24 protein-coding genes are annotated in these 24,059 nt (G+C 61.0%); 12 read left to right on the top strand and 12 right to left on the bottom strand.

Going from position 1 to position 24,059, the window contains the following annotated elements; translation table 11 throughout:
• Position 1: 1 nt before the first annotated feature.
• The 5 genes from EXN68_RS16635 to EXN68_RS16615 form a co-directional block, all read right to left on the bottom strand.
• Positions 2 to 724 (bottom strand): ABC transporter ATP-binding protein, encoded by a 723-nt coding sequence (locus EXN68_RS16635; protein WP_142841933.1) that lies wholly within the window; start codon positions 722 to 724, stop codon positions 2 to 4.
• Positions 717 to 1,445: an ABC transporter ATP-binding protein gene (locus EXN68_RS16630; protein ID WP_142841932.1), complete on the bottom strand. Its 729-nt coding sequence runs from the start codon at positions 1,443 to 1,445 to the stop codon at positions 717 to 719. Before EXN68_RS16630 ends, EXN68_RS16635 begins: the two co-directional genes overlap by 8 nt.
• Positions 1,442 to 2,350, bottom strand: coding sequence for a branched-chain amino acid ABC transporter permease (locus EXN68_RS16625; RefSeq protein WP_142841931.1), 909 nt, complete (start codon positions 2,348 to 2,350; stop codon positions 1,442 to 1,444). The genes EXN68_RS16630 and EXN68_RS16625 overlap by 4 nt, the downstream gene beginning before the upstream one ends.
• On the bottom strand, positions 2,347 to 3,219 hold the full coding sequence (locus tag EXN68_RS16620) for a branched-chain amino acid ABC transporter permease (RefSeq protein ID WP_142841930.1): 873 nt from the start codon (positions 3,217 to 3,219) through the stop codon (positions 2,347 to 2,349). Before EXN68_RS16620 ends, EXN68_RS16625 begins: the two co-directional genes overlap by 4 nt.
• 70 nt (positions 3,220 to 3,289) lie before the next feature.
• Positions 3,290 to 4,504, bottom strand: a complete 1,215-nt coding sequence (locus EXN68_RS16615) for an amino acid ABC transporter substrate-binding protein (protein ID WP_142841929.1) — start codon at positions 4,502 to 4,504, stop codon at positions 3,290 to 3,292.
• 134 nt (positions 4,505 to 4,638) lie between these two features.
• On the opposite strand from EXN68_RS16615, the gene EXN68_RS16610 reads away from it, so the two are divergent.
• The 3 genes from EXN68_RS16610 (at position 4,639) to EXN68_RS16600 (ending at position 6,259) form a co-directional block, all read left to right on the top strand.
• Positions 4,639 to 5,511 carry a helix-turn-helix transcriptional regulator gene (locus tag EXN68_RS16610; protein ID WP_142841928.1) on the top strand — a complete coding sequence of 291 codons (873 nt, stop codon included), beginning with the start codon at positions 4,639 to 4,641 and terminating at the stop codon, positions 5,509 to 5,511.
• A 162-nt stretch (positions 5,512 to 5,673) separates the two neighbouring features.
• Positions 5,674 to 5,976 (top strand): type II toxin-antitoxin system RelE/ParE family toxin, encoded by a 303-nt coding sequence (locus EXN68_RS16605; protein WP_142841927.1) that lies wholly within the window; start codon positions 5,674 to 5,676, stop codon positions 5,974 to 5,976.
• Positions 5,969 to 6,259 (top strand): addiction module antidote protein, encoded by a 291-nt coding sequence (locus EXN68_RS16600; protein ID WP_142841926.1) that lies wholly within the window; start codon positions 5,969 to 5,971, stop codon positions 6,257 to 6,259. The genes EXN68_RS16605 and EXN68_RS16600 overlap by 8 nt, the downstream gene beginning before the upstream one ends.
• On the opposite strand, the gene EXN68_RS16595 is transcribed toward EXN68_RS16600, so the two are convergent.
• From EXN68_RS16595 to EXN68_RS16580, 4 genes are read right to left on the bottom strand one after another with little or no spacing between them, the layout of a single operon-like run.
• Positions 6,260 to 7,075 carry an ABC transporter ATP-binding protein gene (locus EXN68_RS16595; protein WP_142841925.1) on the bottom strand — a complete coding sequence of 272 codons (816 nt, stop codon included), beginning with the start codon at positions 7,073 to 7,075 and terminating at the stop codon, positions 6,260 to 6,262.
• Positions 7,072 to 8,112, bottom strand: a complete 1,041-nt coding sequence (locus EXN68_RS16590; RefSeq protein WP_142841924.1) for a FecCD family ABC transporter permease — start codon at positions 8,110 to 8,112, stop codon at positions 7,072 to 7,074. The genes EXN68_RS16595 and EXN68_RS16590 overlap by 4 nt, the downstream gene beginning before the upstream one ends.
• The gene (locus EXN68_RS16585; RefSeq protein WP_142841923.1) at positions 8,109 to 9,152 is read right to left on the bottom strand and encodes a FecCD family ABC transporter permease; all 1,044 of its coding nucleotides are present in this window, start codon (positions 9,150 to 9,152) and stop codon (positions 8,109 to 8,111) included. The genes EXN68_RS16590 and EXN68_RS16585 overlap by 4 nt, the downstream gene beginning before the upstream one ends.
• The gene (locus tag EXN68_RS16580) at positions 9,149 to 10,159 is read right to left on the bottom strand and encodes an iron-siderophore ABC transporter substrate-binding protein (RefSeq protein ID WP_142841922.1); all 1,011 of its coding nucleotides are present in this window, start codon (positions 10,157 to 10,159) and stop codon (positions 9,149 to 9,151) included. Before EXN68_RS16580 ends, EXN68_RS16585 begins: the two co-directional genes overlap by 4 nt.
• 221 nt (positions 10,160 to 10,380) lie before the next feature.
• Here EXN68_RS16580 and EXN68_RS16575 point away from each other — a divergent pair, with 221 nt between their 5' ends.
• Positions 10,381 to 12,501, top strand: coding sequence for a TonB-dependent siderophore receptor (locus tag EXN68_RS16575; RefSeq protein ID WP_142841921.1), 2,121 nt, complete (start codon positions 10,381 to 10,383; stop codon positions 12,499 to 12,501).
• A 206-nt stretch (positions 12,502 to 12,707) separates the two neighbouring features.
• Here EXN68_RS16575 and EXN68_RS16570 read toward each other — a convergent pair whose 3' ends face one another.
• The gene (locus tag EXN68_RS16570; protein ID WP_205125324.1) at positions 12,708 to 13,601 is read right to left on the bottom strand and encodes a helix-turn-helix domain-containing protein; all 894 of its coding nucleotides are present in this window, start codon (positions 13,599 to 13,601) and stop codon (positions 12,708 to 12,710) included.
• 209 nt (positions 13,602 to 13,810) lie between these two features.
• Between EXN68_RS16570 and EXN68_RS27680 the strand changes: the two genes are divergently transcribed.
• Positions 13,811 to 13,987 (top strand): hypothetical protein, encoded by a 177-nt coding sequence (locus EXN68_RS27680; protein ID WP_142841919.1) that lies wholly within the window; start codon positions 13,811 to 13,813, stop codon positions 13,985 to 13,987.
• Between the two features lie 87 nt (positions 13,988 to 14,074).
• On the opposite strand, the gene katG is transcribed toward EXN68_RS27680, so the two are convergent.
• The gene (katG, locus tag EXN68_RS16560; RefSeq protein WP_142841918.1) at positions 14,075 to 16,246 is read right to left on the bottom strand and encodes a catalase/peroxidase HPI; all 2,172 of its coding nucleotides are present in this window, start codon (positions 16,244 to 16,246) and stop codon (positions 14,075 to 14,077) included.
• A 211-nt stretch (positions 16,247 to 16,457) separates the two neighbouring features.
• Between katG and EXN68_RS16555 the strand changes: the two genes are divergently transcribed.
• The 7 genes from EXN68_RS16555 to EXN68_RS16525 all read left to right on the top strand — a co-directional run bounded on the left by EXN68_RS16555 (position 16,458) and on the right by EXN68_RS16525 (position 23,075).
• Positions 16,458 to 17,366: a hydrogen peroxide-inducible genes activator gene (locus EXN68_RS16555; protein ID WP_142841917.1), complete on the top strand. Its 909-nt coding sequence runs from the start codon at positions 16,458 to 16,460 to the stop codon at positions 17,364 to 17,366.
• A gap of 36 nt (positions 17,367 to 17,402) precedes the next feature.
• The gene (locus EXN68_RS16550; RefSeq protein ID WP_142841916.1) at positions 17,403 to 18,404 is read left to right on the top strand and encodes a LacI family DNA-binding transcriptional regulator; all 1,002 of its coding nucleotides are present in this window, start codon (positions 17,403 to 17,405) and stop codon (positions 18,402 to 18,404) included.
• A gap of 173 nt (positions 18,405 to 18,577) precedes the next feature.
• Positions 18,578 to 19,612: a sterol desaturase family protein gene (locus EXN68_RS16545; RefSeq protein WP_142841915.1), complete on the top strand. Its 1,035-nt coding sequence runs from the start codon at positions 18,578 to 18,580 to the stop codon at positions 19,610 to 19,612.
• Positions 19,609 to 19,920: a MocE family 2Fe-2S type ferredoxin gene (locus EXN68_RS16540; RefSeq protein WP_065116896.1), complete on the top strand. Its 312-nt coding sequence runs from the start codon at positions 19,609 to 19,611 to the stop codon at positions 19,918 to 19,920. The genes EXN68_RS16545 and EXN68_RS16540 overlap by 4 nt, the downstream gene beginning before the upstream one ends.
• A 75-nt stretch (positions 19,921 to 19,995) precedes the next feature.
• A complete protein-coding gene (locus tag EXN68_RS16535) occupies positions 19,996 to 20,940 on the top strand; it encodes a substrate-binding domain-containing protein (protein ID WP_142841914.1) in 945 nt (314 codons plus the stop codon).
• A 57-nt stretch (positions 20,941 to 20,997) separates the two neighbouring features.
• Positions 20,998 to 22,203, top strand: a complete 1,206-nt coding sequence (locus EXN68_RS16530) for an NAD(P)/FAD-dependent oxidoreductase (RefSeq protein ID WP_142841913.1) — start codon at positions 20,998 to 21,000, stop codon at positions 22,201 to 22,203.
• Entirely contained in the window at positions 22,200 to 23,075 is an 876-nt protein-coding gene (locus EXN68_RS16525; RefSeq protein ID WP_142841912.1) for a sugar phosphate isomerase/epimerase family protein, read from the top strand. The genes EXN68_RS16530 and EXN68_RS16525 overlap by 4 nt, the downstream gene beginning before the upstream one ends.
• A gap of 2 nt (positions 23,076 to 23,077) precedes the next feature.
• On the opposite strand, the gene EXN68_RS16520 is transcribed toward EXN68_RS16525, so the two are convergent.
• On the bottom strand, positions 23,078 to 23,956 hold the full coding sequence (locus tag EXN68_RS16520; RefSeq protein WP_142841911.1) for a DUF3313 domain-containing protein: 879 nt from the start codon (positions 23,954 to 23,956) through the stop codon (positions 23,078 to 23,080).
• Positions 23,957 to 24,059 lie beyond the last annotated feature (103 nt).

The raw sequence follows: 24,059 nt of genomic DNA, 5'->3' as shown, positions 1-24,059 counted from the left end.
TTCAGACAATGGCGGCGGTGGTGCCGCCGAGAAACGCCCGTTGCACGGCTGGATCGGCGGACAGGGCTTGCGCCGTGCCTGCCCCGACGATCCGTCCTGCTTCCAGCAAATAACCTCGATCGGCAAGCGCAAGGCTTTCGCGCACATTCTGCTCCACAAGCAGAATGGAAAGGCCGCTCTTTTTGATCTCCGCCAGGGCGGCAAAAAGTTCCTGCGTAACGATGGGCGCAAGGCCAAGGCTCGGCTCGTCCAGCAGCAGATAATCCGGCGCCGACATCAAAGCCCGCCCGATGGCGACCATCTGCTGTTCGCCGCCGGACATGGTGCCGGCAAGCTGCTGCCGCCGCTCCGCAAGGCGGGGAAACAGTGTGAAAATATGCTCTCGTGTCGCCTTTTCCGCTGAACGGGCATGGCAGGGATTGGCCCCGAGACGGAGATTGTCCTCCACCGTCAGCGCCGCGAAAATTCCGCGCCCCTCCGGCACCAGCGCCACGCCCCGCTCCACGATCTGATGGGCGGGGACAGCGGCAAGCGACGAACCGTTGACGCGCACGTCTCCGGAGGCCGGAGCCACCATGCCGCCGACCGCTTTCAGCAGTGATGACTTGCCGGCGCCATTGGCGCCAAGCAGCACCACCGTTTCGCCCTTGGCGACATTGAGCGATATGCCGTCAACCGCGAGATGTTTGCCGTAACGGATTGTCAGTGCGTCTATTTCAAGCATGTGCCGCTCCCAGATAGGCGGAAATGACCTGCGGATCATCAAGCACCACGGCCGTCGGCCCATCGGCGATCTTGCGACCAGCCGCCATGACCACGGATCGCGGGCAGAGTGCGCGCACGGCGGCCATGATATGTTCGACCAGCAGGATCGTCGTACCCTGCGATGCCAGCCGCCGGATCAACGCTATTCCTTCTTGCAGCTCCGTGGGGTTGAGGCCTGCAAGCCATTCGTCGAGAAGCAGAAGCTTCGGTTCGCCCGCCAGCGCACGCGCCAGTTCAAGGCGTTTCTGGTCGATATAGGTGAGATCGCCGGCCGGCATGGTTTCGCGCCCGGCAAGGCCTATTCTTTCGAGGCAGGCGCGCGCGACCTTCTCCGCCTCGGGACGCGAAAGCCGCTTCGGCCCGAACATGGCCGATACGGCAACGTTTTCAAGCAGGGAAAGTGACGGCAAAAGCCGCACCAGCTGGAAGGTGCGCGCCACGCCGGCGCGCGCAATCACATCCGGCCGCTTGCCGGCAATCTCCTGCTCTTTGAGCCTTATCGACCCTTCGGTGGGCTTCAGCGCCCCGGAAATCAGGTTCATCAGCGTCGTCTTGCCGGAACCGTTTGGCCCGAGCAGCCCGACGACCTCGCCGGCCTCGATTGTGAGGCCAAGGCCATCCACCGCCTTCAACCCGCCGAAGGTCTTGCGGATATCAGTGATTTCGAGAACGGCGCTCATGCGGCTTTCTCCTTTTTGCGCAACTTCTCCAGTGACGCCAGCACGCCATCCGGCAGAACAAAAACGACGAGGATGAAGAGAGCGCCGAGAATGATGGAAAAATGGTTGGGGAAGTTGGCGCCCAGCCACTCGAACAGCAGGAACAGCGGCACCGCACCGAGAATGGGTCCCCAGCGGCGTGTGGCTCCGCCAAGCAACGCCATGATGACGGTGAGGAACGATACCTGCGGATTAAAGACGATGGCCGGCTCGATATAGACCCAGCGCGGGGCTTGAATGGCGCCGACAAGCGTGATGATCGTGGCGGAAAGCACGAAGAGCGTCAGCTTGGTGCGGGCGAGATTGATGCCCGCATGGGCGGCCACGACCTCGTCGTCACCGATTGCCTTCAATGCCAGTCCGAGCTTGCTGCGGTCAATCAGGATCGCCAGCAGAAGGGTGATGACAGCCAGCGCCAGCAATTGCCAGAGCACATGCTGCGGCTCCAGCGGCAGGAAGATATAGCGCCCGAGCGTGCCGGTCACATTCACCTCATACCAGGTGATGAGCTGGCGGATGAGTTCGGCAAGGCCGAAGGAAAAGATCACGAAATAAATGCCGGCGACGCGCAGTGTGGAAAGCCCGACGACAAGCGCCAGCGCCGCGCCGACAAGGGCCGCGCACAGGAGCACGAGCGGCCATGGCAGAACCTCGCTCAGCACTGCGACCGTATAGGCCCCAACACCGAAGAAAGCGACGGTGGCGAGCGAAATATAGCGGGTCGGACCGGAAAACATCGCCCAGGCGGAGGCGAGCGTCGCATAACCGAGAAGGCCGATGATGACGCCGACGCCATAGGCATCGAAAAAGAAGGGAGAAAGCGCCAGCAGCGCAGCTGCGGCAAGACCGATGAGAAGCGGGATCATTTGCTCCTCCTTGCGAAAATGCCTTCCGGACGCCAGAGCAGCACCACAAGAAAGAGCAGATAGGTGGCGGCAAGCGTGAGGCCGGGATCGACATAAACGAGCACGAAGGTCTCCACGAGGCCGAGCAGCAGGCCGGCCACCAGCGCGCCAAGCAGATTGCCGACACCGCCCATGATGACGACAACAAGCGCCTTCATGGTGAAGACCACGCCATAGGAGGCGGAAAAGGTCTGGTACATCGAAATCATCACCCCACCTGCCACGGCGAGTGCGCCGCCAAGGGCAAAGCCGATCGAAGCCACACGGTTCACATCGATACCGACCAGCGGCGCGGATTTGGGCGCAAGCGCCACCGCCCGCAGGTTGAGGCCCCAGCGGCTGTGGGTGAGCGCCAGATAAAGCCCGCCGCCAATCGCCACCGACAGGCCGAAAGACAGCAGCCGGTTCAGCGCCACGGTCGTGCCGAAGATGTCGATGCCTTCGGCGAGATAGGAATAGGAATGGTAGTTGCCGCCAAACACCACGAGCATGATGCCCTGGATAACGAAGAGCAGCCCGAAGGTCGCCAGAATGGAATCGACTTCCAGACGGCCGGAGCCGCCCGAGCGGCGCACCAGCGGCCGCATCATGACCCGATAGATCACGAAAGACAGGCCGTAACCGAGCGGCACGATGATGAACAGCGACCAGAGCGGTGAAAGGCCATAGCTGGAAAACAGCACGAAGGCGATGAAGGCAGCCGCAATCAGCACTTCGCCATAAGCAAGGTTCATGATGCGGGCGATGCCATATTGCAGCGAAAGTCCAAGCGCGATCAGCGCATAGGTCCCTCCCAGCATCAAGCCGAAGATGAGGGTGGATAAAAACAAGGAAGTGTCTCCAGTCTGGAACATGGCGGAAGCCTGCCGGCCGGGGTTCACGGCCCCGGCCGGCAAAGGCTCACCATTGCGGCTTCGGAATGACCGGCTTTGCCGCGCCTGAACGGTCTGCCGGCGCAATCGCCACAAAGCGGTCACCCTGCCATTGCCCCGCCCACCAGAGCTGGCGAAGCTGGTTGTCTTCAAGCTTGACCGGGCCGATAACGGTGTCGAAGCTTCCCGTCGAAAGCTCATTTGCCACCGCCGCCTTGTCGAGGCCGACGCGTTGAACGGACTGGGCCAGCATTTCGAGGCTCGCATAGGTGATGGCGCTTGCCCAGCTGTCCGGCTTGGCGCCGATAAAGGCCTCGTGGCGCTTGAAATAATCCTCGATCCTGTCGCTGCTGCCATCAACGCCGCCGATGCTGATCACGCCTTCCTGCTTGCCATCGGAGACCTTCGGGAAGATCGGGAAAGCACCGCCGACGCCGACATAAAGAACCTTCGGGTTAAACCGGGCCGTCTGCGCCTGTTTCGTCACCGCAAAACTGTCGGGCGGATAGGAAAAGGCGATGAAGCTGTCGGCACCGCTCGACGCCGCCTCGTTCACCAGTGCTGCGAAATCCGAAGTGCCGACCGGATAGGTCTTGTCATAGGCGAGTGTGAAACCCGCTTCCTTCAGCGCCGGTCGCGCAGCCTTGATGAGATCGATGCCGAAACCGTCAGCCACGGAAATCACCGCGACCTTGTCGTTGATCTGGCCGGCCTCGCGCGCGGCTTTCAAAACGTCGGCCAGCGCATTGGCATAATCATGGCCGCCGCCCAGCATCCAGAAGCTCTTCTTCCAGCGCGCGGCAAATTCGGGCGCCTTGTCGGTCACGCCTGTGACCGCTAGCTGCGGATAACCGAAGCGCTCATAAAGCGGTGCGACGGCCAGATTGAAGCCCGTGCCCCATGGCGGCAGAATGAAATCGACCTTGTCCTGGCTGGCCAGACGTTCGGTGAACCGCACCGCATCCTCCGCCGAGGAACGGTCGTCATATTCGACCACTTCCACCGGCAGGCGCTTGCCATCCGGCAAAGTGAGACCACCGGCATCGTTGACCTCCTTCACCCATAATTTGTAGTTTGGAATGGTGGTAATGCCAGCACCCGTGGCATTGGCGCCGCTTTTTGAAACGGCATAACCGATCTTCACCGATGTGCGGTCCTGCGCATTGGCAACACCGAAAGATACCGCCGACAGGGCAGCACCGGAGAGCAGGCAGAACAGCGTTCTGCGCTTCAGACTATTCATGATGTTCCTCCCAAAGCGCCTTATCGGGGTTGCCGTTCTCCTCAAGGTTTTCCCCTGCGCTGAGCAAAGTTTAGCAATGACAGCCGCATATAAAATGCACTAGTGTAGCGCATTATTGTACTTTTGGAGGCATAATGCCGCTGCAAAGCCAGATTGCCGGCAATCGCGCTGAGATAACCGCACGCAACCTCTCCTCGTCATTGCGCGTATCGGAGTTGCGGCTGGAGTCGGACAGCGCCCATCTGCTTCTCCTTTCCGCCGGTGAAGCGGAAATTCTCCAAGGTGAAAAGACGCTGCCGGTCGTAGCACCGGGGCTCGTCTGGCTGCCCAGCGGCCCCGCCGGCCGCCTGCGCCTGAATGCTGGAAGCCGTGGATCGCTGCTGAGGACGAGCGAAATCGGGCTTGCCCATGCGATGCCCACCGGCACGAGCGCCAGCGCCGTGCGCAACATATTGCAGCGTGTTCTGACGCAGGTGCCAGCGGAAAAGGACCGGCAGGAGCTGGCGGGTTATCTCGAGACCATCGCCAGCGAGAATGTCCGCGCAACAACCGGTTCGGACACGATCATCGCCAGCCTGCTCTGTGTTACCCTCATCCGCATCTGCCAGCACGCCATCGCCGATATTGCCGCCGCCATCTCCACCCCCGGCAGCCTTACCGAACGGTTCGTCCTGCTGGTGAGTCAGCACAAGCGCGACCAATGGGGCGTGGACGATTATGCTAGATATCTGAGCGTGAACCGTGAACGCCTGGGATTTGCGGTGCGCAAGGCCACGGGGCTTTCGCCGCAAGCCTATATTCACCGGGAGTTGCTCTCCGAAGCGCGCGACCTTCTTCTCAACTCATCACTGCAAGTTGCTGAAATCGCGTTTCGATTGGGCTTTCAGGACCCCGGCTATTTCAATCGCTTCTTCACCCGCAACGAAGGCACATCTCCCGGACGTTTCCGCCGGGCCGCAATGCGGATGCAGAACGTGCCGCCGCCATCCTATGCGGCCTGGCCGTGACGGCTTGGCATAAGGCTGTAACGTCAGCGGCTTATTGCTGTCCATTGCAGTGCTGCAACCCTCCTGTGCTGCCAGACCGGCAACATCTTTCACCTACCCGATTTCAGTTTTCAATATTCCATCTTCCCATTTTGTAACTTATAAATTACAGTCTCGATTACAATGCAGCTAAAGCAATCTGCAACATTTCAAAAATGGTTTGACAAACTGAAGGATGAACGGGGCAAGGCTCTGATTACGTCCCGCCTGAACAGGCTTTCCTTTGGTCATGCAGGCGACGTCGCTCCCGTTGGCAATGGCATCAGCGAATTGCGCATCCATTATGGGCCAGGCTATCGGGTTTACTTCGTAAGGTCAGGCGATGTCATTATCGTTCTCCTTTGTGGCGGGGACAAAAGCACCCAGGAGAAGGACATCAAAGCCGCAAGGCAGATTGCGGCGCAATGGAGTGATGACGATGAGTGAGAAATTCACGAACTTTGATCCCGCCGAACACCTCAGGAGCAATGAAGCCATTGAGGTGTTTCTGGAGGATGCGTTCGCAACCAATGATGCGGCATACATTGCAAATGCGCTTGGTGTCATCGCGCGCGCAAAAGGCATGACGCAGGTCGCGCGTGAAACCGGACTTGCCAGAGAGCATCTTTACAAGTCGCTCAGCGAAGCGGGAAATCCGACGCTTGAAACGACGATCGCCGTCCTCAACTCCCTGGGTTTTCAGCTCACCAGCAAACAAAAGGCGGCATGATCAGCCCCAGACGTCATCCCCCACCACCCGGTGCCGCCCGATCGGCAACATCATCGGCTTGCCGGAGGTCGGATCTTCGATGACCCGGCTTTCGATGCCGAAGACGTGGCGCACATTCTCTTCCGTCAGCACCTCTTCCGGCGTGCCGCAGACATGCAGCTTTCCGTCCCTCATGGCCACGAGATGATCGGCATAACGGGCTGCGAGATTGAGATCGTGCAGCACCATGACGATGGTAGTCTCCCGGGTGTGGTTGAGGTCAGTAAGAAGATCCAGCACTTCGACCTGGTGGCTGATATCGAGGAAGGTGGTCGGCTCATCCAGCAGCAATATGTCGGTCTGCTGGGCAAGCGCCATGGCGATCCAGACGCGTTGCCGCTGGCCGCCAGAAAGCTCATCCACCGGCCGCTCGGCAAGGTCAACCGTATCGGTGGCGACGAGGGCTGCGGCGACCGCCTCGTCATCCTGCCGCGACCAGCGGGCGAAAAGGCCGTGATGCGGATGTCGGCCACGGCTGACCAGATCAGCAACAACAATGCCCTCCGGCGCGATCGGCGATTGCGGCAAAAGGCCCATGCGCTGCGCCAGTTCCTTCGAAGGAAGCCGGTGGATCGATTTCCCATCGAGCACGACTTGCCCGGCGCGGGGCGTGATCAGTCGCGACATGCTGCGGAGAAGTGTGGACTTGCCGCAGGCATTGGCGCCGACGATAACCGTGATCCTGCCGCGCGGAACAACGAGATCGAGCCCTTCGATGATAAGGGTTTCGCCGTAGCCAGCCGATAGGCCGTTCACGGAAAGGGAGTGGCCGGTCATAACGAGCCTCCGCTGCGGTTGACCCGCACGATAAGGTAAATCAGATAGGGCGCGCCCAGCGCGCCGGTAACGACGCCGACCGGGTATCGACCCGGCAGCAGGAACTGGCCGCAATAATCTCCCACCAGCACCAGCACCGCGCCTACAAGTGCGGCGGGAACGAGCAGTGAGCCGTTGCTGCCGACGATACGCGCGGCAATCGGCCCCGACAGGAAAGCGACAAAGGCGATAGGTCCCGAGACAGCCGTTGCAAAAGCGATCATGCCCACGGCGGCGATGATGACGATGATGCGCGTTTTCCCAACTCGCACGCCGAGTGCGGCCGCGGCATCATCGCCGAGCCGCAACGCCTCGAGATCACGCGCACGACTGATAAGCAGCCCGCCGAACAGGATGAGCGCGATGAGGAGCGGCGACGTCTGGGCAAGTTTGGCACCGTTGACACTGCCCGTCAGCCAGCGCATCGCCTCCTGAAGCGTCCAGGCGGGCGCGACGGAGAGAATATAGGCGATGAAACTTTCGAGCATGGCAGAAACGCCGATGCCGACAAGGATAAGCCGTGTTCCCGCCACGCCGTTGCGGAAGGACAGGAGATAGACCAGCAGCGCAATGCCAAGACCGGCGATGACAGCAAAGACCGAGACGAGCGGCCCGTTCAGCTGCAGCACGACGATGGCGAAGACGGCGGCAGCGCTCGCGCCGGAACTGATGCCGATAATATCGGGACTGGCAAGCGGGTTGCGCAGCATGATCTGAAAGGCAACACCGCCCAGCCCGAAGCTCAGCCCGGCCAGCACCGAAAGCAGCGCACGCGGCAGGCGCAATTGCCCGACAGTGAAGCTGACACCGGCAATATCCTCGCCAGCCAAGACGCGGATCACCTCACCGGGCGGCGTAAAGGATTGCCCCAGCATCAGCGTCAGTGCGAATGCGGCGATCAGCAGGAGCGACAGGACGGCAATGACAAGGCGACGCCGGCGCTGTCGGGTGCGGCGGTTGAAAACCAGTGTGTCGATGACGGCAGCATGCATGGTCATAGTTCACGCACCCGCTGGCGTCTGACGATCCAGATGAAGAATGGTGCACCGACCAGCGCGGTGACGATGCCGACATCCAGTTCGGACGGCCGTGCGACGATGCGGCCGACAATATCGGCAGCAAGCAGCAGGCAGGCGCCGCCAAGCGCGGAAAACGGTAGCAGCCAGCGATTGTCGACACCGACAAGCAGGCGGCACAGATGTGGCACCACCAGCCCGACAAAACCGATCGGCCCGCAGATGGCAGTGGCCGCACCGCAGAGCAGAATGGCACCGAAAGAGGCCACGGCCCTGGCGACAGCGACATTTTCACCAAGGCCGGCGGCGAGCTCGTCACCCAGCGCCAGCGAATTCAGCCTGCGCGCCGAAAGCAGACTGATGGCAAAACCGGCAGCCAGAAACGGTAGAACGGTCTCGATGCGCTCAAAGGTCGCGCCGCCGACACCGCCGATCTGCCAGGCGCGAATGCCACCGGCAATATCGCTGCGTGGCAGCACCACGGCGATGACCAGTGAGGAGAAGGCCACGGATGTGGCGGCACCGGCAAGCGCCAGTTTCAGTGGCGTGGCCCCGCCCCGCCCCAGCGAACCGACGACATAAACAAAGACGGCCGAGAGACCAGCACCGATGATGGCAGCAATGATGAAGGCCTGCGAAGACGCAATGCCGAACCAGACGATGGCAATGACGACGGCGAGCGACGCACCCATATTAACGCCGAGAATGCCGGGATCGGCCAGCGGATTGCGGGTAACGCCCTGCATGATGGCTCCCGCCAGACCGAGCGCGGCCCCGGCCAGAAGCGCAAGCACCGTGCGCGGCAGGCGGACCGATACCGCCGCTTCCGCAACGGTCTCAACGCGGCCAGCAAGCGCTGCGGTAATATCCGCCAGCGATACATCACGCGTGCCGATGGCGACCGAAAGCGCGCAAAGCGCGGCCAGAAGCGCCAGCGCGGCGCTGAGCCACACCGTTCGTTTGCAGTTGGAGCGGCCGGCAAGCAGCACGACCGGACCTTTACCGGATCCCGGCATTGTCATTGGGACTTCCCGGAGGCTTTGTCCGCCGCTTTCGCCAGAAGATCGGCATAGTCCTTCAGCACCCAGGAAATCGACAGCGGCGTGGGATTGGACGCTGTTCCGAGCGGATCGCGCCCCAGCATGACGATGGCATCATGGGAAACGGCCGGCATGCGGGCCAAAAGCGGATCGGCACGCATGGCATCGAACAGCGGCTTGCTGCCATAGGTCACGACAATATCGACATCATCGAAGGCATCGACACGCTCGGCGCTGACGCCCGCGGCGAATTGTCCCGGCTTCGTTGCTTCCACGACGCTTTTCGGCGAGGCAAGCCCGAGATCGGCGAAGAACTTCACCCGGCTGTCATTGGCGGTGTAAAAATTGACGACGCTGAGATTGGTAGCGTCGAGATGGGTAACGAACATCGCCGACTTGCCCTTCAGCTGCGGATGGCCGGCGACCACCTCGGCAATCTCCGTCTCGATGCGTTTGATCAGCGCTTCACCTTCCGCAGCCATGCCAAGGCCCGCGCTATTCAGCCGGATCATCTCGCGCCAGTCCGTCGCCCACGGGGAAACGGGATAGGCGACCACAGGCGCGATCTGGCTCAGCGTATCATAGTCAGACTGGCTGAGACCGGAATAGGCCGCGAGAATGACATCCGGCTGCGTTGCCGCCACGGCCTCGAAATCGATGCCATCACCCTCGTCAAACAGAACCGGTTTGTCCGCCTTGAGTTCCGCGAGCCGCTTTGCCACCCAGGGCAGCAGGCCATCGCCGTCATCATCACCGAAATTGGCGGCGGCGAAACCGACAGGCACGACGCCGAGCGCCAGCGGCACCTCATGGTTTGCCCAGGCGACAGTGGCGACGCGCTGCGGCTTCTTTGCAATCGTCGTCGTACCGAAGGCGTGCTTGATGACGATGGGATAGGTCGTCGCATCATCCGCCAAGGCCATATTTGGCGCGATTATCGACAGAAACAGCACAAAGGCCGGCACGAGGCAGCGGAACGGACGAAGCATGACGAAGCTCTCAAAGGTTCAAAAGTGGACTTGAACTCTCAGCTTCACATGCCCCCGTCAAGCCTAAGGAAGAGATGCCGCCCGAACAGCGGTGAAATTTCCGGGGTTTTGTACAAAACCGCAAAAAGTTACAATACCGGACTAACTTTCTCAAGTTATTGGGCGCTTCGAGAGTGGGCCGTGCAAGCGGCGATCGGGGCATCAACTTCTGGAATATGGCAATGAAAATCGAAATCGCCGGCAAAAACCGTAAAACCGCGCCACATTTGCATGGGAGAGCGGCCCTGCTTGCCTGCACGGCGCTTGTCGCCACCCTGCCCGGCCCCTTGCTGGCGCAGGAGGCTGCCAATACAAGCGGCAGCACGGTTCTGGAACGGATCACCATCGACAGCGGCGACAATGACCAGAAGTCCATTGTCGCCACCCGCACCACGAGCGGCAGCAAGATGGCGACCGATATTCTCGATACGCCCGCTTCCGTTTCCGTCATCACCGCCAAGGAAATGCAGCAGCGCGGTGTGCAGACCGTGGAAGAGGCGCTGCAATATACCGCCGGCGTGACCACGGATTTCTACGGCTCCGACGATCGTTTCGACTATTTCAAGATTCGCGGTTTCGACGCCTATACCTATCGCGACGGCCTGACGCTCGGCCGGCCCTTCGGTGCGCTGCGCGAAGAAACCTATGCCTATGAGCGCGTGGAAGTGCTGAAGGGCGGCAACTCCACCACCTTTGGCGTCTCGGATCCCGGCGGCTCGGTGAACTATTCCACCAAGGTGCCGAAACGCGCCCGTTTCGGCGAAGCCTATGTCACCGGCGGCTCCTACAGCCGCGCCGAGACCGGTTTTGATTTCGGCGACAAGATCACCAGCGACGATACGCTGTCCTATCGCCTGACCGGCAAGCTCAGAAATGCCGACGCGGAATATGACTATTCCCGCGATGACGAGAAATTCTTCATGGGCGGCCTGACCTGGCGTCCGACCGATGTCACCAGCCTGACCGTGGTTTACGACCACCTCAACAAGGATGGCGTTCCCGGCGGCGGCGGCCATCCGGTCGGTTCGCATTTCGACAGGAGCCGTTTCTTCGGCGAACCGGACTACAATTATCGCGGCACCAACCGCAATTCGGTCAGCGTGATGTTTGACCACGATTTCGGCTCGGGCCTCACGCTGAGTTCCAATGCGCGCTACAGCAAGACCAATACCGATTTCGGTTACGCCTATATCGCATCCACGCCGACCAACGGTTCGACCATCGCCAACCGCGCCTTTTTCGGCAACGACACCGAAACCGAAAACTTCCTGATCGACACACGGCTGCAATATGACACGACCTTCGAAAATGTCGAAAGCCGCAGCCTCGTTGGCGTCTTCTATAATGACTACACATCCGGCAGCAAAAACTACTTCGGATCGGCCCCAAGCATCAACTGGATGAACCCGGTCTATACCGGCGCACCCGCCTCGGTGCCGCTCTATGCCAGCTCGCTGACGGACCAGAAAACCAAGGCGATCTACCTGCAGCAGGACCTGACCTTCTTCGACAGGCTGATCGTCAGCGCCGGCCTGCGCAACGACTGGATCGACACCGACCAGACCAACCGCCTGAACGGCACGACGGCGAGCGGCGACATCAGCGAGCTGACCAAGCGCATCGGCGTGTCCTACAAGGTCACCAATGAGATCGCGCCCTATATCAGCTATGCCGAATCGGTGGTGCCGGCATCGGGCCTTACCGTTGAACCGGAGCGCGGCGAGCAGATCGAGCTTGGCATCAAATACCGGCCGGAGGCTTTTCCCGCCCTGTTCACGGCCTCGATCTACGACCTGAAGAAAAACAACATCACCGTCACCAGCCCGATCACCAGCCTGCCGACCACGATCGGCGAAGTGCGTGTGCGCGGTCTCGATCTGGAAGCCAAGGCGGAAGTCACCGACAATCTCAGCCTCACGGCGGCCTATTCCTATCTCAATGCGGAAATCACCGAAAACGGCACGGCTGGCAATGTCGGCAACCGGCCGCAATTCGTGCCGGAACATCAGGCCTCGCTGTGGGTCAACTACACGCTTGCGGGCAACGACCACTTCGGCGACATGACCTTTGGTCTGGGCGGTCGCTACACAGGCGCTTATTATTTCGACAATGCCAACAAGGTCTCGACCGGCAGCAGTGTCACCGTGGATGCGGCATTTAGCTACAAGATCCAGGAGACCGCATCACTGGATGTCAACGTTTCCAACCTCTTCAACGAAAAACACGTTGCTTATGGTGGTTTCGGCGCTGACTTCTATAATCCCGGCCGGGCGTTTTCCGTCACCCTGCGCAAGACGTGGTGATCGGATATATTAGCAATATTTTTCAATATATTGTATGGTTTTCCTACCACGCCACCTCATCCTCGGGCTTGTCCCGAGGATCTAACCACGTCTCATCTAGTCTGAAGTTGGCAGATCCTCGGGACAAGCCCGAGGATGACGTAGAGAGACGCTCGAGGAATGCGCCAAACCGCTGAACATGAGCGGCAGAGAGCCGACCCACCCGTTCAAAGCAGCCTGTGCATGCGCCGCCAGGCGGCTGGCGTATCGCCCACGGAGTGGCGAAAGGCCTTGGTCAGGTGAGCCTGATCGGAAAAACCGAGCTGCGCGGCGATATCGGCGACGGTCAGATCACCTTCCAGCAGAAGTTTCTGGGCGGCATTGATGCGCCGCTCCAGCTGCCATTGCAGCGGTGTCTTGCCCGTGGTCTGGCGAAACACGGTGGAGAACCAGCTTTCGGAAAGCCCGACAATATCGGCCATTTCGGCAACCGTCATGCGGTCGTCACCGCGCTTTTCGACCCGGGCGAGCAACCTGTTCATCTGCGCCTGCGTCAGCCTGCCATTGGCCTGTTCGGGCGTCGAACCGGGAATATCCAGCAGCCCCGCAACGATCCCGCCGACCAGGCTTTCGGCATAAAGCGGATGTTTGGCAGGCTCGGCCAGTTCATCGACAAGCAGGCCTGCCAGCGTTTCCACCGCACCGATATCCTGTATCTCGACCGGACGACGCAGCGCCGTCATGGCCGCAGAACCACCGACCGCCGGCGACAGGAAGCGCAAAAGCCGGTCTTTGTGGATATGCAGGTTGAGATGGGAAAAACGATGCGTGGCATTGCTGCTCGTCCACATCGGCACGCCGGCCGGCACATAGACCGCCCGCGTCATCGGCCGCGAATGCTGCGAAAGCTCGCCATCGCGGTTGGAAATCCGGATCCGTGACGAGACATCGTTGAAGAAAATCATGATGCGGGGATCGGCGGCCAGATAATAACCCTTCGCCCCCATCTGGCTTTCGGCCTCCCAGAACGCGCTGACCAGCCCGTCAAACTGGCGCCATTTGACCGGTGCAGTGACGCTGATCCCTTCCGTGTGCCAGGTCATGGAATGCCAGAAACTCAATGCGGTTACCGTCCGGTTGTCGAGCCGAGGTTGGGAACGCGGGAAGCGGCAAACGCCGCAACAGACATCGCGCCCCTACGCCAATAACATGACTTATCAATTCATGTTAATAGCAAAGATCGTTATAAAATGAAACATTCGCTCACGCGGAACCTTCGACCCGGGGGACCCGTTAAGTCCATGAGATGAATTTAACACGGGAGACTGTCATGGATAGCAAGAAGGAACCGGGCGACTTCGCAGACAAGAAGCGCGAGGAACAGGGCCGTGGCGTCATTGTCGCCGGGCCCGATGCGCATGAAAATGAAAAGAGTGGCAAGACGCCTGCGGGCAGAAGCGAAAAATCCTCCCCTGAGCGGCAGGTTCCATCTTCCGACCGCCGCTGATGTGATTTTTGGATGCTTTGACAAGGTCAAAAAAACCTCCCCGATCGCTCGGGGAGGTGTTGCTTTATCGGGTGGTCGCTTTTCCGTTCAGACGAGGTCGAAACGGTCGGCGTTCATCACCTTTGTCCAGGCGGCAATGAAGTCGCGGACGAATTTTTCCCTGTTATCGTCCTGCGCATAAACTTCCGCGTAGGCGCGCAGGATGGAGTTTGAGCCGATTACGAGGTCGACACGGGTCGCCGTATATCTGGCCGCACCGGTCCTGCGGTCACGAATCTCGTAGAGATTGTTGCCGGTCGGAACCCAGGAATAGGCCATATCCGTCAGCGTCGCAAAGAAGTCCGTCGTCAGCGCGCCGGGCTTGTCCGTGAAAACGCCATGTGCCGCGCCGCCATAATTGGTGCCGATGACGCGCAGGCCACCGATGAGGACGGTCAGTTCCGGCGCCGTGAGACCAAGAAGCTGCGCCCGGTCGAGCAGCAGTTCTTCGGGGCTGACGACATAGTCCTTCTTGATCCAGTTGCGGAAACCATCCGCCAGCGGCTCAAGCGGTGCAAAGCTGTCGGCATCCGTCTGCTCGGCGGAAGCATCACCACGGCCGGCCGCGAAAGGCACGGCGATGTCGAAGCCGGCCGCTTTCGCCGCCTGTTCCACACCGTAATTGCCGGCCAGAACGGTCACATCGGCGATGCTCGCGCCGGTTTCACGGGCAATCGTCTCGAGAACCGAAAGCACACGGGAAAGACGGGCGGGCTCGTTGCCTTCCCAGTCCTTCTGCGGTGCGAGGCGGATGCGGGCGCCATTGGCGCCGCCGCGCTTGTCCGAACCACGGAAGGTGCGGGCGCTGTCCCATGCGGTCGCAACCAGATCGGCGACCGGCAGGCCGGAAGCGGCGATCTTCGCCTTGACGGCAGCGACATCGTAGCTCGTGGAACCGGCAGGGATCGGGTCCTGCCAGATCAGGTCTTCAGCCGGAACATCCGGGCCGATGTAACGGGACTTCGGCCCCATGTCGCGATGCGTCAGCTTGAACCAGGCGCGGGCGAAGACGTCAGAGAAATGGTCCTGATCGTCCTTGAACCGCAGCGAAATCTCGCGGTAGATCGGATCAACCTTCAGGGCCATATCGGCATCGGTCATCATCGGGATGGTGCGGATCGAAGCATCCTCGACGTCGACAGGCTTGTCTTCCTCGGCGATGGTGATCGGCGCCCATTGCGAAGCACCGGCGGGGCTGTGCGTCAAAGTCCATTCATGCTTGAACAGCATGTCGAAGAAGCCGTTGTCCCACTTGGTCGGTTCGCTCGTCCAGGCGCCTTCGATGCCCGATACCACGGTGTCACGGCCAATGCCGCGGCCCTTGGTGTTGATCCAGCCAAGACCCTGATATTCCGGGCCTGCGGCTTCCGGATCGGGGCTGAGGTTGGCAGCACTGCCATTGCCGTGCGACTTGCCGATGGTGTGACCACCGGCCGTCAGAGCCACGGTTTCTTCGTCATCCATGCCCATGCGGGCAAAGGTTTCGCGCATCTGCGCCGCCGTCGCCAGCGGATCGGACTTGCCGTTCACACCCTCCGGATTGACGTAGATGAGGCCCATCTGCACGGCGGCAAGCGGGTTTTCCAGCGTCTCGGGCTTGCTCACGTCGCCGTAACGGCCATCGCTCGGCGCCAGCCATTCCTTTTCGTCACCCCAATAGGTGTCCTTTTCCGGCGCCCAGATATCTTCACGGCCGAAAGCAAAGCCATAGGTCTTCAGACCGGCAACGTCATAGGCAATGGTGCCGGCAAGCGCGATGAGGTCGGCCCAGGAAAGCTTGTTGCCGTATTTCTTCTTGATCGGCCACAGCAGGCGGCGGCCCTTGTCGGTGTTGACGTTATCCGGCCAGGAATTGAGCGGCGCAAAACGCTGGTTGCCGGTATTGGCGCCGCCACGTCCGTCCGTCACGCGGTAGGAACCGGCCGCATGCCAGGTGACGCGGGCCATCATGCCGACATAGCTGCCCCAGTCGGCCGGCCACCATTCCTGGCTGTCGGTCATCAGGGCGCGCAGATCGGCCTTCAGGGCCTCAACGTCGAGCGTCTTCAGGGCTTCACGATAGTTGAAGGAGGTGCCGAGCGGGTTGGTCTTGGTATCGTGCTGGTGCAGAATGTCGAGGTTCAGCGCATTCGGCCACCATTCGGTTACCGATTTACCGGAGGCCGTATTGCCTCCGTGCATGACGGGACACTTGCCGGCCGGTTTTGAAGTTGCGTCCATTTCGCCCTCCGATGGGTTTTACAATTAAACGAAATAATCAATTCGACATGCGCAGCATTCCGAGCCAGAGCCCGCGGCAGGTCATGGGAAAACCGTGCGGTGGCGCTGGTGATCTCTCACAGCTACAGCTTCTTTCTGTCATGAAGATGACTAACAGCCGGGTTCCATAATTTCCAATTGTATATTCTAAAGGCTGCGATATGCTGAGCTTATGATTGCGCTCTCCATGAAACATCTTCGTTATTTCGACGCGCTCGCCAAGATCGGCCATTTCGGACGGGCGGCAGAGGCATGCGCGATTTCCCAGCCGGCGCTTTCGCTGCAGATCCGCGAACTGGAAGAACTGATCGGCGCGCCGCTCGTCGAACGCGGCAGCCGCCAGATTCGACTGACGACGCTTGGCGAGGAGTTTGCCGAGCGCACCCGCTCGATCCTGCGGTCGGTGGATGAGCTGCAGGATCTGGCGCGCGCCGGGAAGGGCCCGCTCAGCGGCCGCCTGCGCATCGGCGTGATCCCCACCGTCGCGCCTTATCTTCTACCACAGGTCATCAAGACGCTCACGCGGCATTATCCGGAACTGGAGGCGCGCCCACGCGAGGCGGTGACGCAGAAACTCATCGAAGATCTTCTGGAGGCGAAGCTGGACATGGCGATCGTCGCCCTGCCCGTATCAGAACCGGCGCTTGAGGAGGTTCCGCTGTTTTCGGAGGAATTCATTCTGGTGCGGCCGATAGAGGATGCGGGCATGCCAGTGCCGAGTGCCGACAAGCTGGGCGAAATGCGCCTGCTCTTGCTTGAAGAAGGCCATTGTTTCCGCAATCAGGCGCTTTCCTTCTGCAGCACGACGAATGCGCCGCCACGAGTCCTGATGGAGGGCAGCTCGCTCTCCACCCTCGTGCAGATGGTCGGCGCCGGCATCGGCGTCACGCTCATTCCGCAGATGGCGGTCGATATGGAAACACGCCAGTCCACGGTCTCGGTCTTCCGGCTGGCGGAACCGCGCCCGTCGCGCACCATCGGCATGGTGTGGCGCAAGAGCAATCCGCTGTCTGCGCAGTTCAGCCATATTGCCGAGATTGTTCGCGAATGCGGTCTCCAGAAACTTGGCATCGCCCAGTAGAATCCAACAGCCGCGCCACCAGCAGGGAACCCGAATTTGAGCAGGCCGAATTATCGCGATATCGCCCGCCTCGCGGGTGTCGGGACAGCAACGGTCGAGCGGGTGCTGAACGGGCGCGGCGGTGTTCGCGCCGAACTCGTGGAAAAGGTCGTCATCGCCGCGCGGGAACTGGACTATCCCCGCACCCTGCCGGAAACCCATCGCGGGCTGCTGCGCATAGAAGTGCTGATGGTACGCCCCGAAACCACCTTTTACCGGCGGCTCTCCAGGGCCTTCGAAAGAATAGCCGCAACACTCGATCCTCTTGTCGTCGTTCACCGCAGCTTCGCCGAGGAAATGAAGCCGGAGGAGCTGGCAAGCCGCATCATCGCCGCCGGCGAAGCCCGCGCCGGCCTGATCCTCGCCATTCCGAGCAGCCCGGCGGTCAGCGCTGCGGTCGAGGCGGTGGTGGCGCGCGGCGTACCTGTCGTCCATGTGGTCACACGTGCCTCGGCCGAAAAAGGTGAATTCATCGGCATAGACAATGGCGCCGCAGGGCGCACGGCGGCGCATTTCATCACCCGCATGGCGCGCCAGACCGGCCCGGTCATCGCACTCTGCCATCCGATCTATCAGGTTCACCGTGACCGTATCAGCGGCTTTTCCGACTATTTCCGCGATCATCCCGGCGAACATGGCTTCGAGTGGCTGGGTTTTACCCGCGATGACGAATATTACAGCGCCGAAACCCTGCGCATGGCGCTCGATCTCTATCCCGACATGGCCGGCCTTTATAATGTCGGCGGTGCCAATTCCGCGCTGATCGACGTTCTTCGCAGGCACCCACGCGGCGGCGAGATATTCTTCGTCGGCCATGAATTGACCGATTATACGCGCAAGGCGCTGAACGACGGCATCATGGATATTGTCCTGGATCAGGCCCCGGAGGCGCAGGCCCGCCGGGCGCTGGACCTCGTCCTTCGCCGGATCGGTCTTACCGATATCGAACCCGACTGCGCCCCCATTCGCTTCGTTACCATCACCGCAGAGAGCCTTTGATCTGATTTGATCAAGGAAGGCTTCGGCATTCACAAACCTCCCTGCTAATTTTGCGTCAGGGAGGAAAGCCGCAGATCGCAGGGAGCGACGGGCGGCCAAGGCGTGCGAACGCCCTCCTTCATCGTGAAAACTTGCACGGGCGCGTCGAAAGCGGGCGCCCGAAGGAGAGCGCTATGGACGATCTGAAATATGGAACGCGCAACAAGCGCGGCGACTGGGCGCCCAACCAGCCGGTGGAAACGGCCCCGCTCTTCGCTTTCCCGCCGCGCCTGATGGCGGTGCTGAAGTGGCTGCCGCATTATTTTTTCCCATGGAATGCGATCTTCGCACTATCGGCTGTTGCCTACTGGGCCTTTGTCATTCCGCCGGTCGAAACCATGGCCACGCTCGGCATCGGCTGGATTGCCTGGCTTTATGCTGTCAATGCGGTCTGCGTTTTCCTCTTCTACGGCGGTTTCGAACTCCATCTCTATATTCTCAAGCGGCAGGAAAACCGCTTCAAATATAACGGCAAGTTCCCCGCCGAACAGAAGAGCAAGGCCTTCTGGTTCGAGAGCCAGAACCTCGACAACATCCTGCGTACCTTCCTTTCCGGCGTGACGATCTGGACCGCCATCGAAGTGGCAATGCTGTGGGCCTATGCCAATGGTTATGCGCCCTGGCTCAGCTTTGCCGAAAATCCGTGGACGCTTGCGATCGTGGCGCTTGTGGTGCCGATCATCCACGAATTTCACTTCTTCTGCATTCACCGGCTCATCCATGTGCCGCTGCTTTATAAATGGGTGCATTCCGTCCACCACAATTCGGTGAACCCGTCGCCCTGGTCGTCGCTCTCCATGCATCCGGTCGAGCATCTGCTCTATTTTGGCACGGCCTTTTATCACCTGATCCTGCCGTCCAATCCGGTCCTCATGCTCTACCAGCTGCATTATGCGGGTTTCGGCGCGATCCCCGGCCATGTCGGCTTCGACAAGGTCGAGGTCGGCGAGGACAAGCTGGTCGATAGCCATGCCTATGCGCATTACCTCCACCACAAATATTTCGAGGTGAATTACGGCGATGCCCTCATTCCGCTCGATCGGTGGTTCGGCACCTGGCACGACGGCTCGGCGGAAGGAGAGGCCCGCATGCAGGAACGCTATCGCAAACGCAAAGAAAAACTCGCGGCCCGCAAGGCACGCAATACCATCGGGGAGGCAGCCGAATGAGCTGGGTTTCAGCCTGCAAACTGGACGACATTGAGCAGGAAGGCGCGATCCGCTTCGACCACGCCGGACGCACCTACGCGATCTATCGCGGGCCGGATGACAGCGTGTATTGCACTGCCGGCCTGTGCACCCATGAGGCGATCCATCTTGCCGAAGGGCTGGTGATGGATTTCGAGGTGGAATGTCCCAAGCATTCCGGCGCCTTCGATTACCGCACCGGCGAAGCCCTGCGGCTTCCCGCCTGCGAGAATCTGAAGACCTATCCGGCGCAGGTGGTGGACGGCGAAGTACGCGTCACCATCGGCTAGGCAGAGCTTTCGAGCAGGCCCGAAAGGGCCTCCGGAATGCACCCGGGCGGCCCGGCGCCCCAAGGGAGGACAAACATGAAATCCATCTGTACCATGGCCGCTCTGGCGGTCCTTTTCGCCGGCACTGCGTCAGCCGAGACCATCGGCGTTTCGATGCAGAGCTTCGACAATAATTTCCAGACCTTGCTGCGCGAAGGGCTCGGCGCCCGGGCATCGGAAGTCGACGGCGTCAAGATCCAGGTCGAGGACGCGCAGGCCGATATTTCCAAGCAGCTCAACCAGGTCAATAATTTCATCGCCGCCGGCGTCGATGCGATCATCGTCACGCTGGCGGACACCTCGGCCGCACCCGGCATCAGCGATGCCGCCGCCAAGGCAGGCATTCCGCTCGTCTATCTCAATCTCGAGCCGGACAATGTCGCCAGGCTTCCGGAAAAACAGGCCTATGTCGGCTCAAGGGAAACCGATGCCGGGCGGCTGGCCGGCGAAGCGGCCTGTTCGCTGCTCAAGGAAAAAGGAAAGGCGGCGGATGCGCAGGCTTATATATTGATGGGCGACCTTGCCCATCAGGCATCGCGTGACCGTACCTCGTCCTTTAAACAGGCGCTCGCATCCGGTGACTGCAAGGCCGTCACCATCGCCGACGAACAGTCGGCGGCCTGGACACGGACAAACGCCATGGACATGACGACGAACTGGATCACCGCCGGACGTCCCATCGACGTCGTCTTCGCCAATAATGACGAAATGGCCATCGGCGCGGTGCAGGCGCTGAAGGCGGCAAGCGTTTCGATGGATGATGTCATCGTCATCGGCATCGACGCCACCCCGGACGGGCTTGCCTCCATGGCCGCCGGCGACCTGGATGCCACGGTGTTCCAGAACGCCAGGGGGCAATCGACAAGTGCGCTCGATGCCGCCGTCGCCCTGATGCGCGGCACGCCGGTCGACAAGCAGGTCATGGTGCCCTTCGAACTGGTGACGCGGAAAAACATGACCGATTACGCCAGCCGCAACTGACCCTCCCCCAGCCGGTGCGCCCTGAAAAGCGCGCCGGCCCCTTCTCACGGAGATATCATGGACGCAATCGTCATCATCGGCGCCGGCGAGGCGGGAACCCGCGCCGCCTTTACTTTGCGCGAAACCGGCTTCGACGGCGATATCACGCTGGTCGGCGCCGAGCCGCATCCGCCCTATGAACGGCCGCCGCTTTCCAAGCCGCTGGAAGCTGCGGTGCGGATGAAACCCATCTGCGCGGACGGAACGCTGGCGGCCGCCCGGATCACTTATCTGCAAGGCGTGTCAGCGACCCGTATCAATGCGAAAGACCGTCTGGTGATGCTCGATGACGGGCGGACACTTGGTTATGACAGGCTGCTCCTCGCAACCGGGGCGCAGCCGCGAACACTCGCCTGCCCCGGTGCCGCACAGGCGCTCAATTTCCGCACCCATGCGGATGCGGAAGTGATTTTCTCCCGCGCCGATAGCGGCGCACGGATTGCGATCATCGGCGGCGGACTGATCGGAATGGAGCTTGCCGCGGTGCTGCGCGGCAAGGGGCTTACGGTCAGCGTTATCGAAGCGGCAGCGCGGCCGCTCGGCCGGGCGGTTCCGCCGCGTTTTGCCGAAAAGATACATGCGCGCCATCGCGATGAAGGGGTGCATTTCCATCTGGGTCAGGGCGTTTCGGAGATTACGCCGGAAGCTGTCCTGCTAACCGATGGCGGGCGCGTGCCCGCCGATATCGTCGTCTCCGCCATCGGTGTCGTGCCCAATATCGCTCTGGCCGAAGCGGCGGCGCTTGCGACCGGCAACGGCATTCTGACCGATGCCTTCCTGCGCACCAGCGATCCCCACATCTTCGCGGCGGGCGATTGCGCGGCCGTCTCGCAAGCCGCCGGCGGGCATATCCGGTTCGAAAGCTGGCGCAATGCCCGCAGTCAGGCAGAAATCGCCGCGCGCAACAGTCTCGGCGCAAACGAGGCTTTTACCGCCCTCCCGTGGTTCTGGTCGGATCAATATGATCTCGGCCTTCAGGTCGCGGGCCTGCCGCAGCCGAGACATCAAAGCGTCATTCGTCCGCTCGGCAATGGCGAGCTGGAATTCTTCCTTGAGGACGGCCAGCTTGTCGCAGCAGCCGGGCTGGGTATCGGCAACAGCGTTGCGAAAGACATAAAACTGGCCGAGATGCTGATTGCCGCCGGTATCAGCCCCGATCCGGCGGCGCTTGCCGATCCCGGCCTCAACCTCAAGACGTTGCTGAAAAGCGCGCGGGCGGCGTGATGCAGAAGCTGCTCATCTTTCAATCGCTCTGGGCCATGGAACGGCTAAACGGCAATGGCCCTGAACCCCGCCTTGAGGAAAACATTGCCCGGATCGCCGAAGCCGGGTTTGACGGGATCAGCGCGCATTACACCAACCGTGCGGATGTGCGGCGTCTCCATGAAGCGATCCGTGGCACGGGCCTCAGGGTCGAAGGCGTGTGCTTTCCACGCAATGTCAACGACCTGCGCCACACGCTGGAACTGGCGCAGGAATTTCCGGTCAGCCATATCGATCTGCAGGCGGATATCCGCCCGCGCCGGGTGAAGGACTGCATGCCGCTGCTGGACGGCTGGATGCGGCTTGCCGAGAAGGCTGGCGTTCCCGTCTACATCGAGACTCACCGCAACCGCATCACCAGCGATCTCCTATTTACGCTGGACCTGCTTGAGCAGCGACCCGATCTGCCGCTTCTCGCCGATCTCTCCCATTATCTCGTTGCCCGCGAATTCGCCTTTCCGGTGGAAGACGAGAGCCACAGGCAAATCCACCGCATCCTTCATAATGCGCAGGCCTTTCACGGACGCATCGGCTCGTGCGAGCAGATCCAGATCGAGATTTCCTTTGCCCATCACCGGCCATGGGTCGATCTATTTCTGGACTGGTGGGACTATGGGTTCCGGCACTGGCGATCCCGTGCGCCCGATAATGCCGAGCTGGTCTTCACCTGTGAACTCGGCCCTCCGCCCTATGCGATTACCGACCGGGACGGCAACGATTCCACCGACAGATGGGCGGAATCGCTGCGGCTGAAGACGATGGCGCAGGCATTATGGGCGCAGGCCGCCCGTCCCGCCAACACGGCAACGGCGGGTGCGGATGAGACCTGTTGATCCTATCGCGAAGCGGCTTTTGCCTGCTTGTCCGTCCAGTCAGGCGGTGCGCCGAATTGATCGGCCACCATGCCCTGCAATCCACGCGACCGTCCATAGGCGTCGCACTCGGCATATTTCGGCTTGCCGCCGAGGGCCGAGCGCATGCGATGGCCGGATGGGATCGAGATATCCAGACCTTCGGAGGTCTTGCCGGTGACGAGGATGCGCGCAAAATAATTGGCGAAATCCGATGCCAGCCCGTAGGCATCGCCGATTTCCGAAACACGGGCATTGTCGGTGAAGGAATTGGCACCCTTAGACCAGACGGCGGCTGCGCGCTGGACGCCGGTACTGTCCACCGCCTCCGACTCGACCGCCAGGCCGCCGAGGCCAACCGGCAATCGCGGCACGCCGACCGGCAGGACAAAATTGCTGCCGAGCGACACCGCCGTCGAAACACCGGCCATGGTCTTGTCGGTCGGCACCAGATCGGTGATGACGGTGCGCACCGTCATGTCCGCCGGCTGGCCAAGAGCGGCGATCCGGTATCTGTCACTGAGCGCCACGCAGATGGCGCGATCGAGCGCGTTCGAGACAAGCGTACGGTCCTTTTCCGAGGTGACCCGCGACGAGGCGGTGAAGGAAAAGGTGGTGGGCACGATGGCGACGGTTTTAACCGCGGCCAATCCCTTGGCATCCACGAAGGTTCTGGTCTTGGTGAACTTGCCCTTGGCGGGACTGAGCTGCGCATAGGATGTCAGCGTGCCGCCCTCCTGCAGCGGAACGGAGGCACAGCCGGACATGATGAGGGCAAAAGGCAAGGTGGCGAAGGTGGCGCTGCGGCTGCGCGCGACTTTGCTGCCGCTGGCCGTGACGAACGGATTCCGCTGGTGTTTCATTGCATGTGCTCCGGTTGGAAAGATTTCCTGTGCCCCGCACGCTACGACAGCTAAAATTGCGGCAGCATTACAATCGCGGTCCGCAGGCGCTGCAAAAATGGCG

It is taken from the genome of Martinezella rhizogenes (assembly GCF_007002745.1).
In the GTDB taxonomy this organism is placed as follows: domain Bacteria; phylum Pseudomonadota; class Alphaproteobacteria; order Rhizobiales; family Rhizobiaceae; genus Agrobacterium; species Agrobacterium cucumeris.
This window is presented reverse-complemented; position numbering and strand designations above follow the sequence as displayed.

Excerpts from the sequence above, each read along its gene's own strand:
- EXN68_RS16600 (WP_142841926.1), top strand. The coding sequence starts at position 5,969 with ATGAGTGAGAAATTCACGAACTTTGATCCCGCCGAACACCTCAGGAGC.
- EXN68_RS16585 (WP_142841923.1), bottom strand. The coding sequence starts at position 9,152 with ATGACAATGCCGGGATCCGGTAAAGGTCCGGTCGTGCTGCTTGCCGGC.
- EXN68_RS16520 (WP_142841911.1), bottom strand. The coding sequence starts at position 23,956 with ATGAAACACCAGCGGAATCCGTTCGTCACGGCCAGCGGCAGCAAAGTC.
- EXN68_RS16540 (WP_065116896.1), top strand. The coding sequence starts at position 19,609 with ATGAGCTGGGTTTCAGCCTGCAAACTGGACGACATTGAGCAGGAAGGC.
- katG (WP_142841918.1), bottom strand. The coding sequence starts at position 16,246 with ATGGACGCAACTTCAAAACCGGCCGGCAAGTGTCCCGTCATGCACGGA.
- EXN68_RS16625 (WP_142841931.1), bottom strand. The coding sequence starts at position 2,350 with ATGATCCCGCTTCTCATCGGTCTTGCCGCAGCTGCGCTGCTGGCGCTT.
- EXN68_RS16575 (WP_142841921.1), top strand. The coding sequence starts at position 10,381 with ATGAAAATCGAAATCGCCGGCAAAAACCGTAAAACCGCGCCACATTTG.
- EXN68_RS16535 (WP_142841914.1), top strand. The coding sequence starts at position 19,996 with ATGAAATCCATCTGTACCATGGCCGCTCTGGCGGTCCTTTTCGCCGGC.
- EXN68_RS16595 (WP_142841925.1), bottom strand. The coding sequence starts at position 7,075 with ATGACCGGCCACTCCCTTTCCGTGAACGGCCTATCGGCTGGCTACGGC.
- EXN68_RS16635 (WP_142841933.1), bottom strand. The coding sequence starts at position 724 with ATGCTTGAAATAGACGCACTGACAATCCGTTACGGCAAACATCTCGCG.
- EXN68_RS16615 (WP_142841929.1), bottom strand. The coding sequence starts at position 4,504 with ATGAATAGTCTGAAGCGCAGAACGCTGTTCTGCCTGCTCTCCGGTGCT.
- EXN68_RS16555 (WP_142841917.1), top strand. The coding sequence starts at position 16,458 with ATGATTGCGCTCTCCATGAAACATCTTCGTTATTTCGACGCGCTCGCC.
- EXN68_RS16610 (WP_142841928.1), top strand. The coding sequence starts at position 4,639 with ATGCCGCTGCAAAGCCAGATTGCCGGCAATCGCGCTGAGATAACCGCA.
- EXN68_RS27680 (WP_142841919.1), top strand. The coding sequence starts at position 13,811 with ATGGATAGCAAGAAGGAACCGGGCGACTTCGCAGACAAGAAGCGCGAG.
- EXN68_RS16530 (WP_142841913.1), top strand. The coding sequence starts at position 20,998 with ATGGACGCAATCGTCATCATCGGCGCCGGCGAGGCGGGAACCCGCGCC.
- EXN68_RS16605 (WP_142841927.1), top strand. The coding sequence starts at position 5,674 with ATGCAGCTAAAGCAATCTGCAACATTTCAAAAATGGTTTGACAAACTG.
- EXN68_RS16545 (WP_142841915.1), top strand. The coding sequence starts at position 18,578 with ATGGACGATCTGAAATATGGAACGCGCAACAAGCGCGGCGACTGGGCG.
- EXN68_RS16590 (WP_142841924.1), bottom strand. The coding sequence starts at position 8,112 with ATGACCATGCATGCTGCCGTCATCGACACACTGGTTTTCAACCGCCGC.
- EXN68_RS16580 (WP_142841922.1), bottom strand. The coding sequence starts at position 10,159 with ATGCTTCGTCCGTTCCGCTGCCTCGTGCCGGCCTTTGTGCTGTTTCTG.
- EXN68_RS16630 (WP_142841932.1), bottom strand. The coding sequence starts at position 1,445 with ATGAGCGCCGTTCTCGAAATCACTGATATCCGCAAGACCTTCGGCGGG.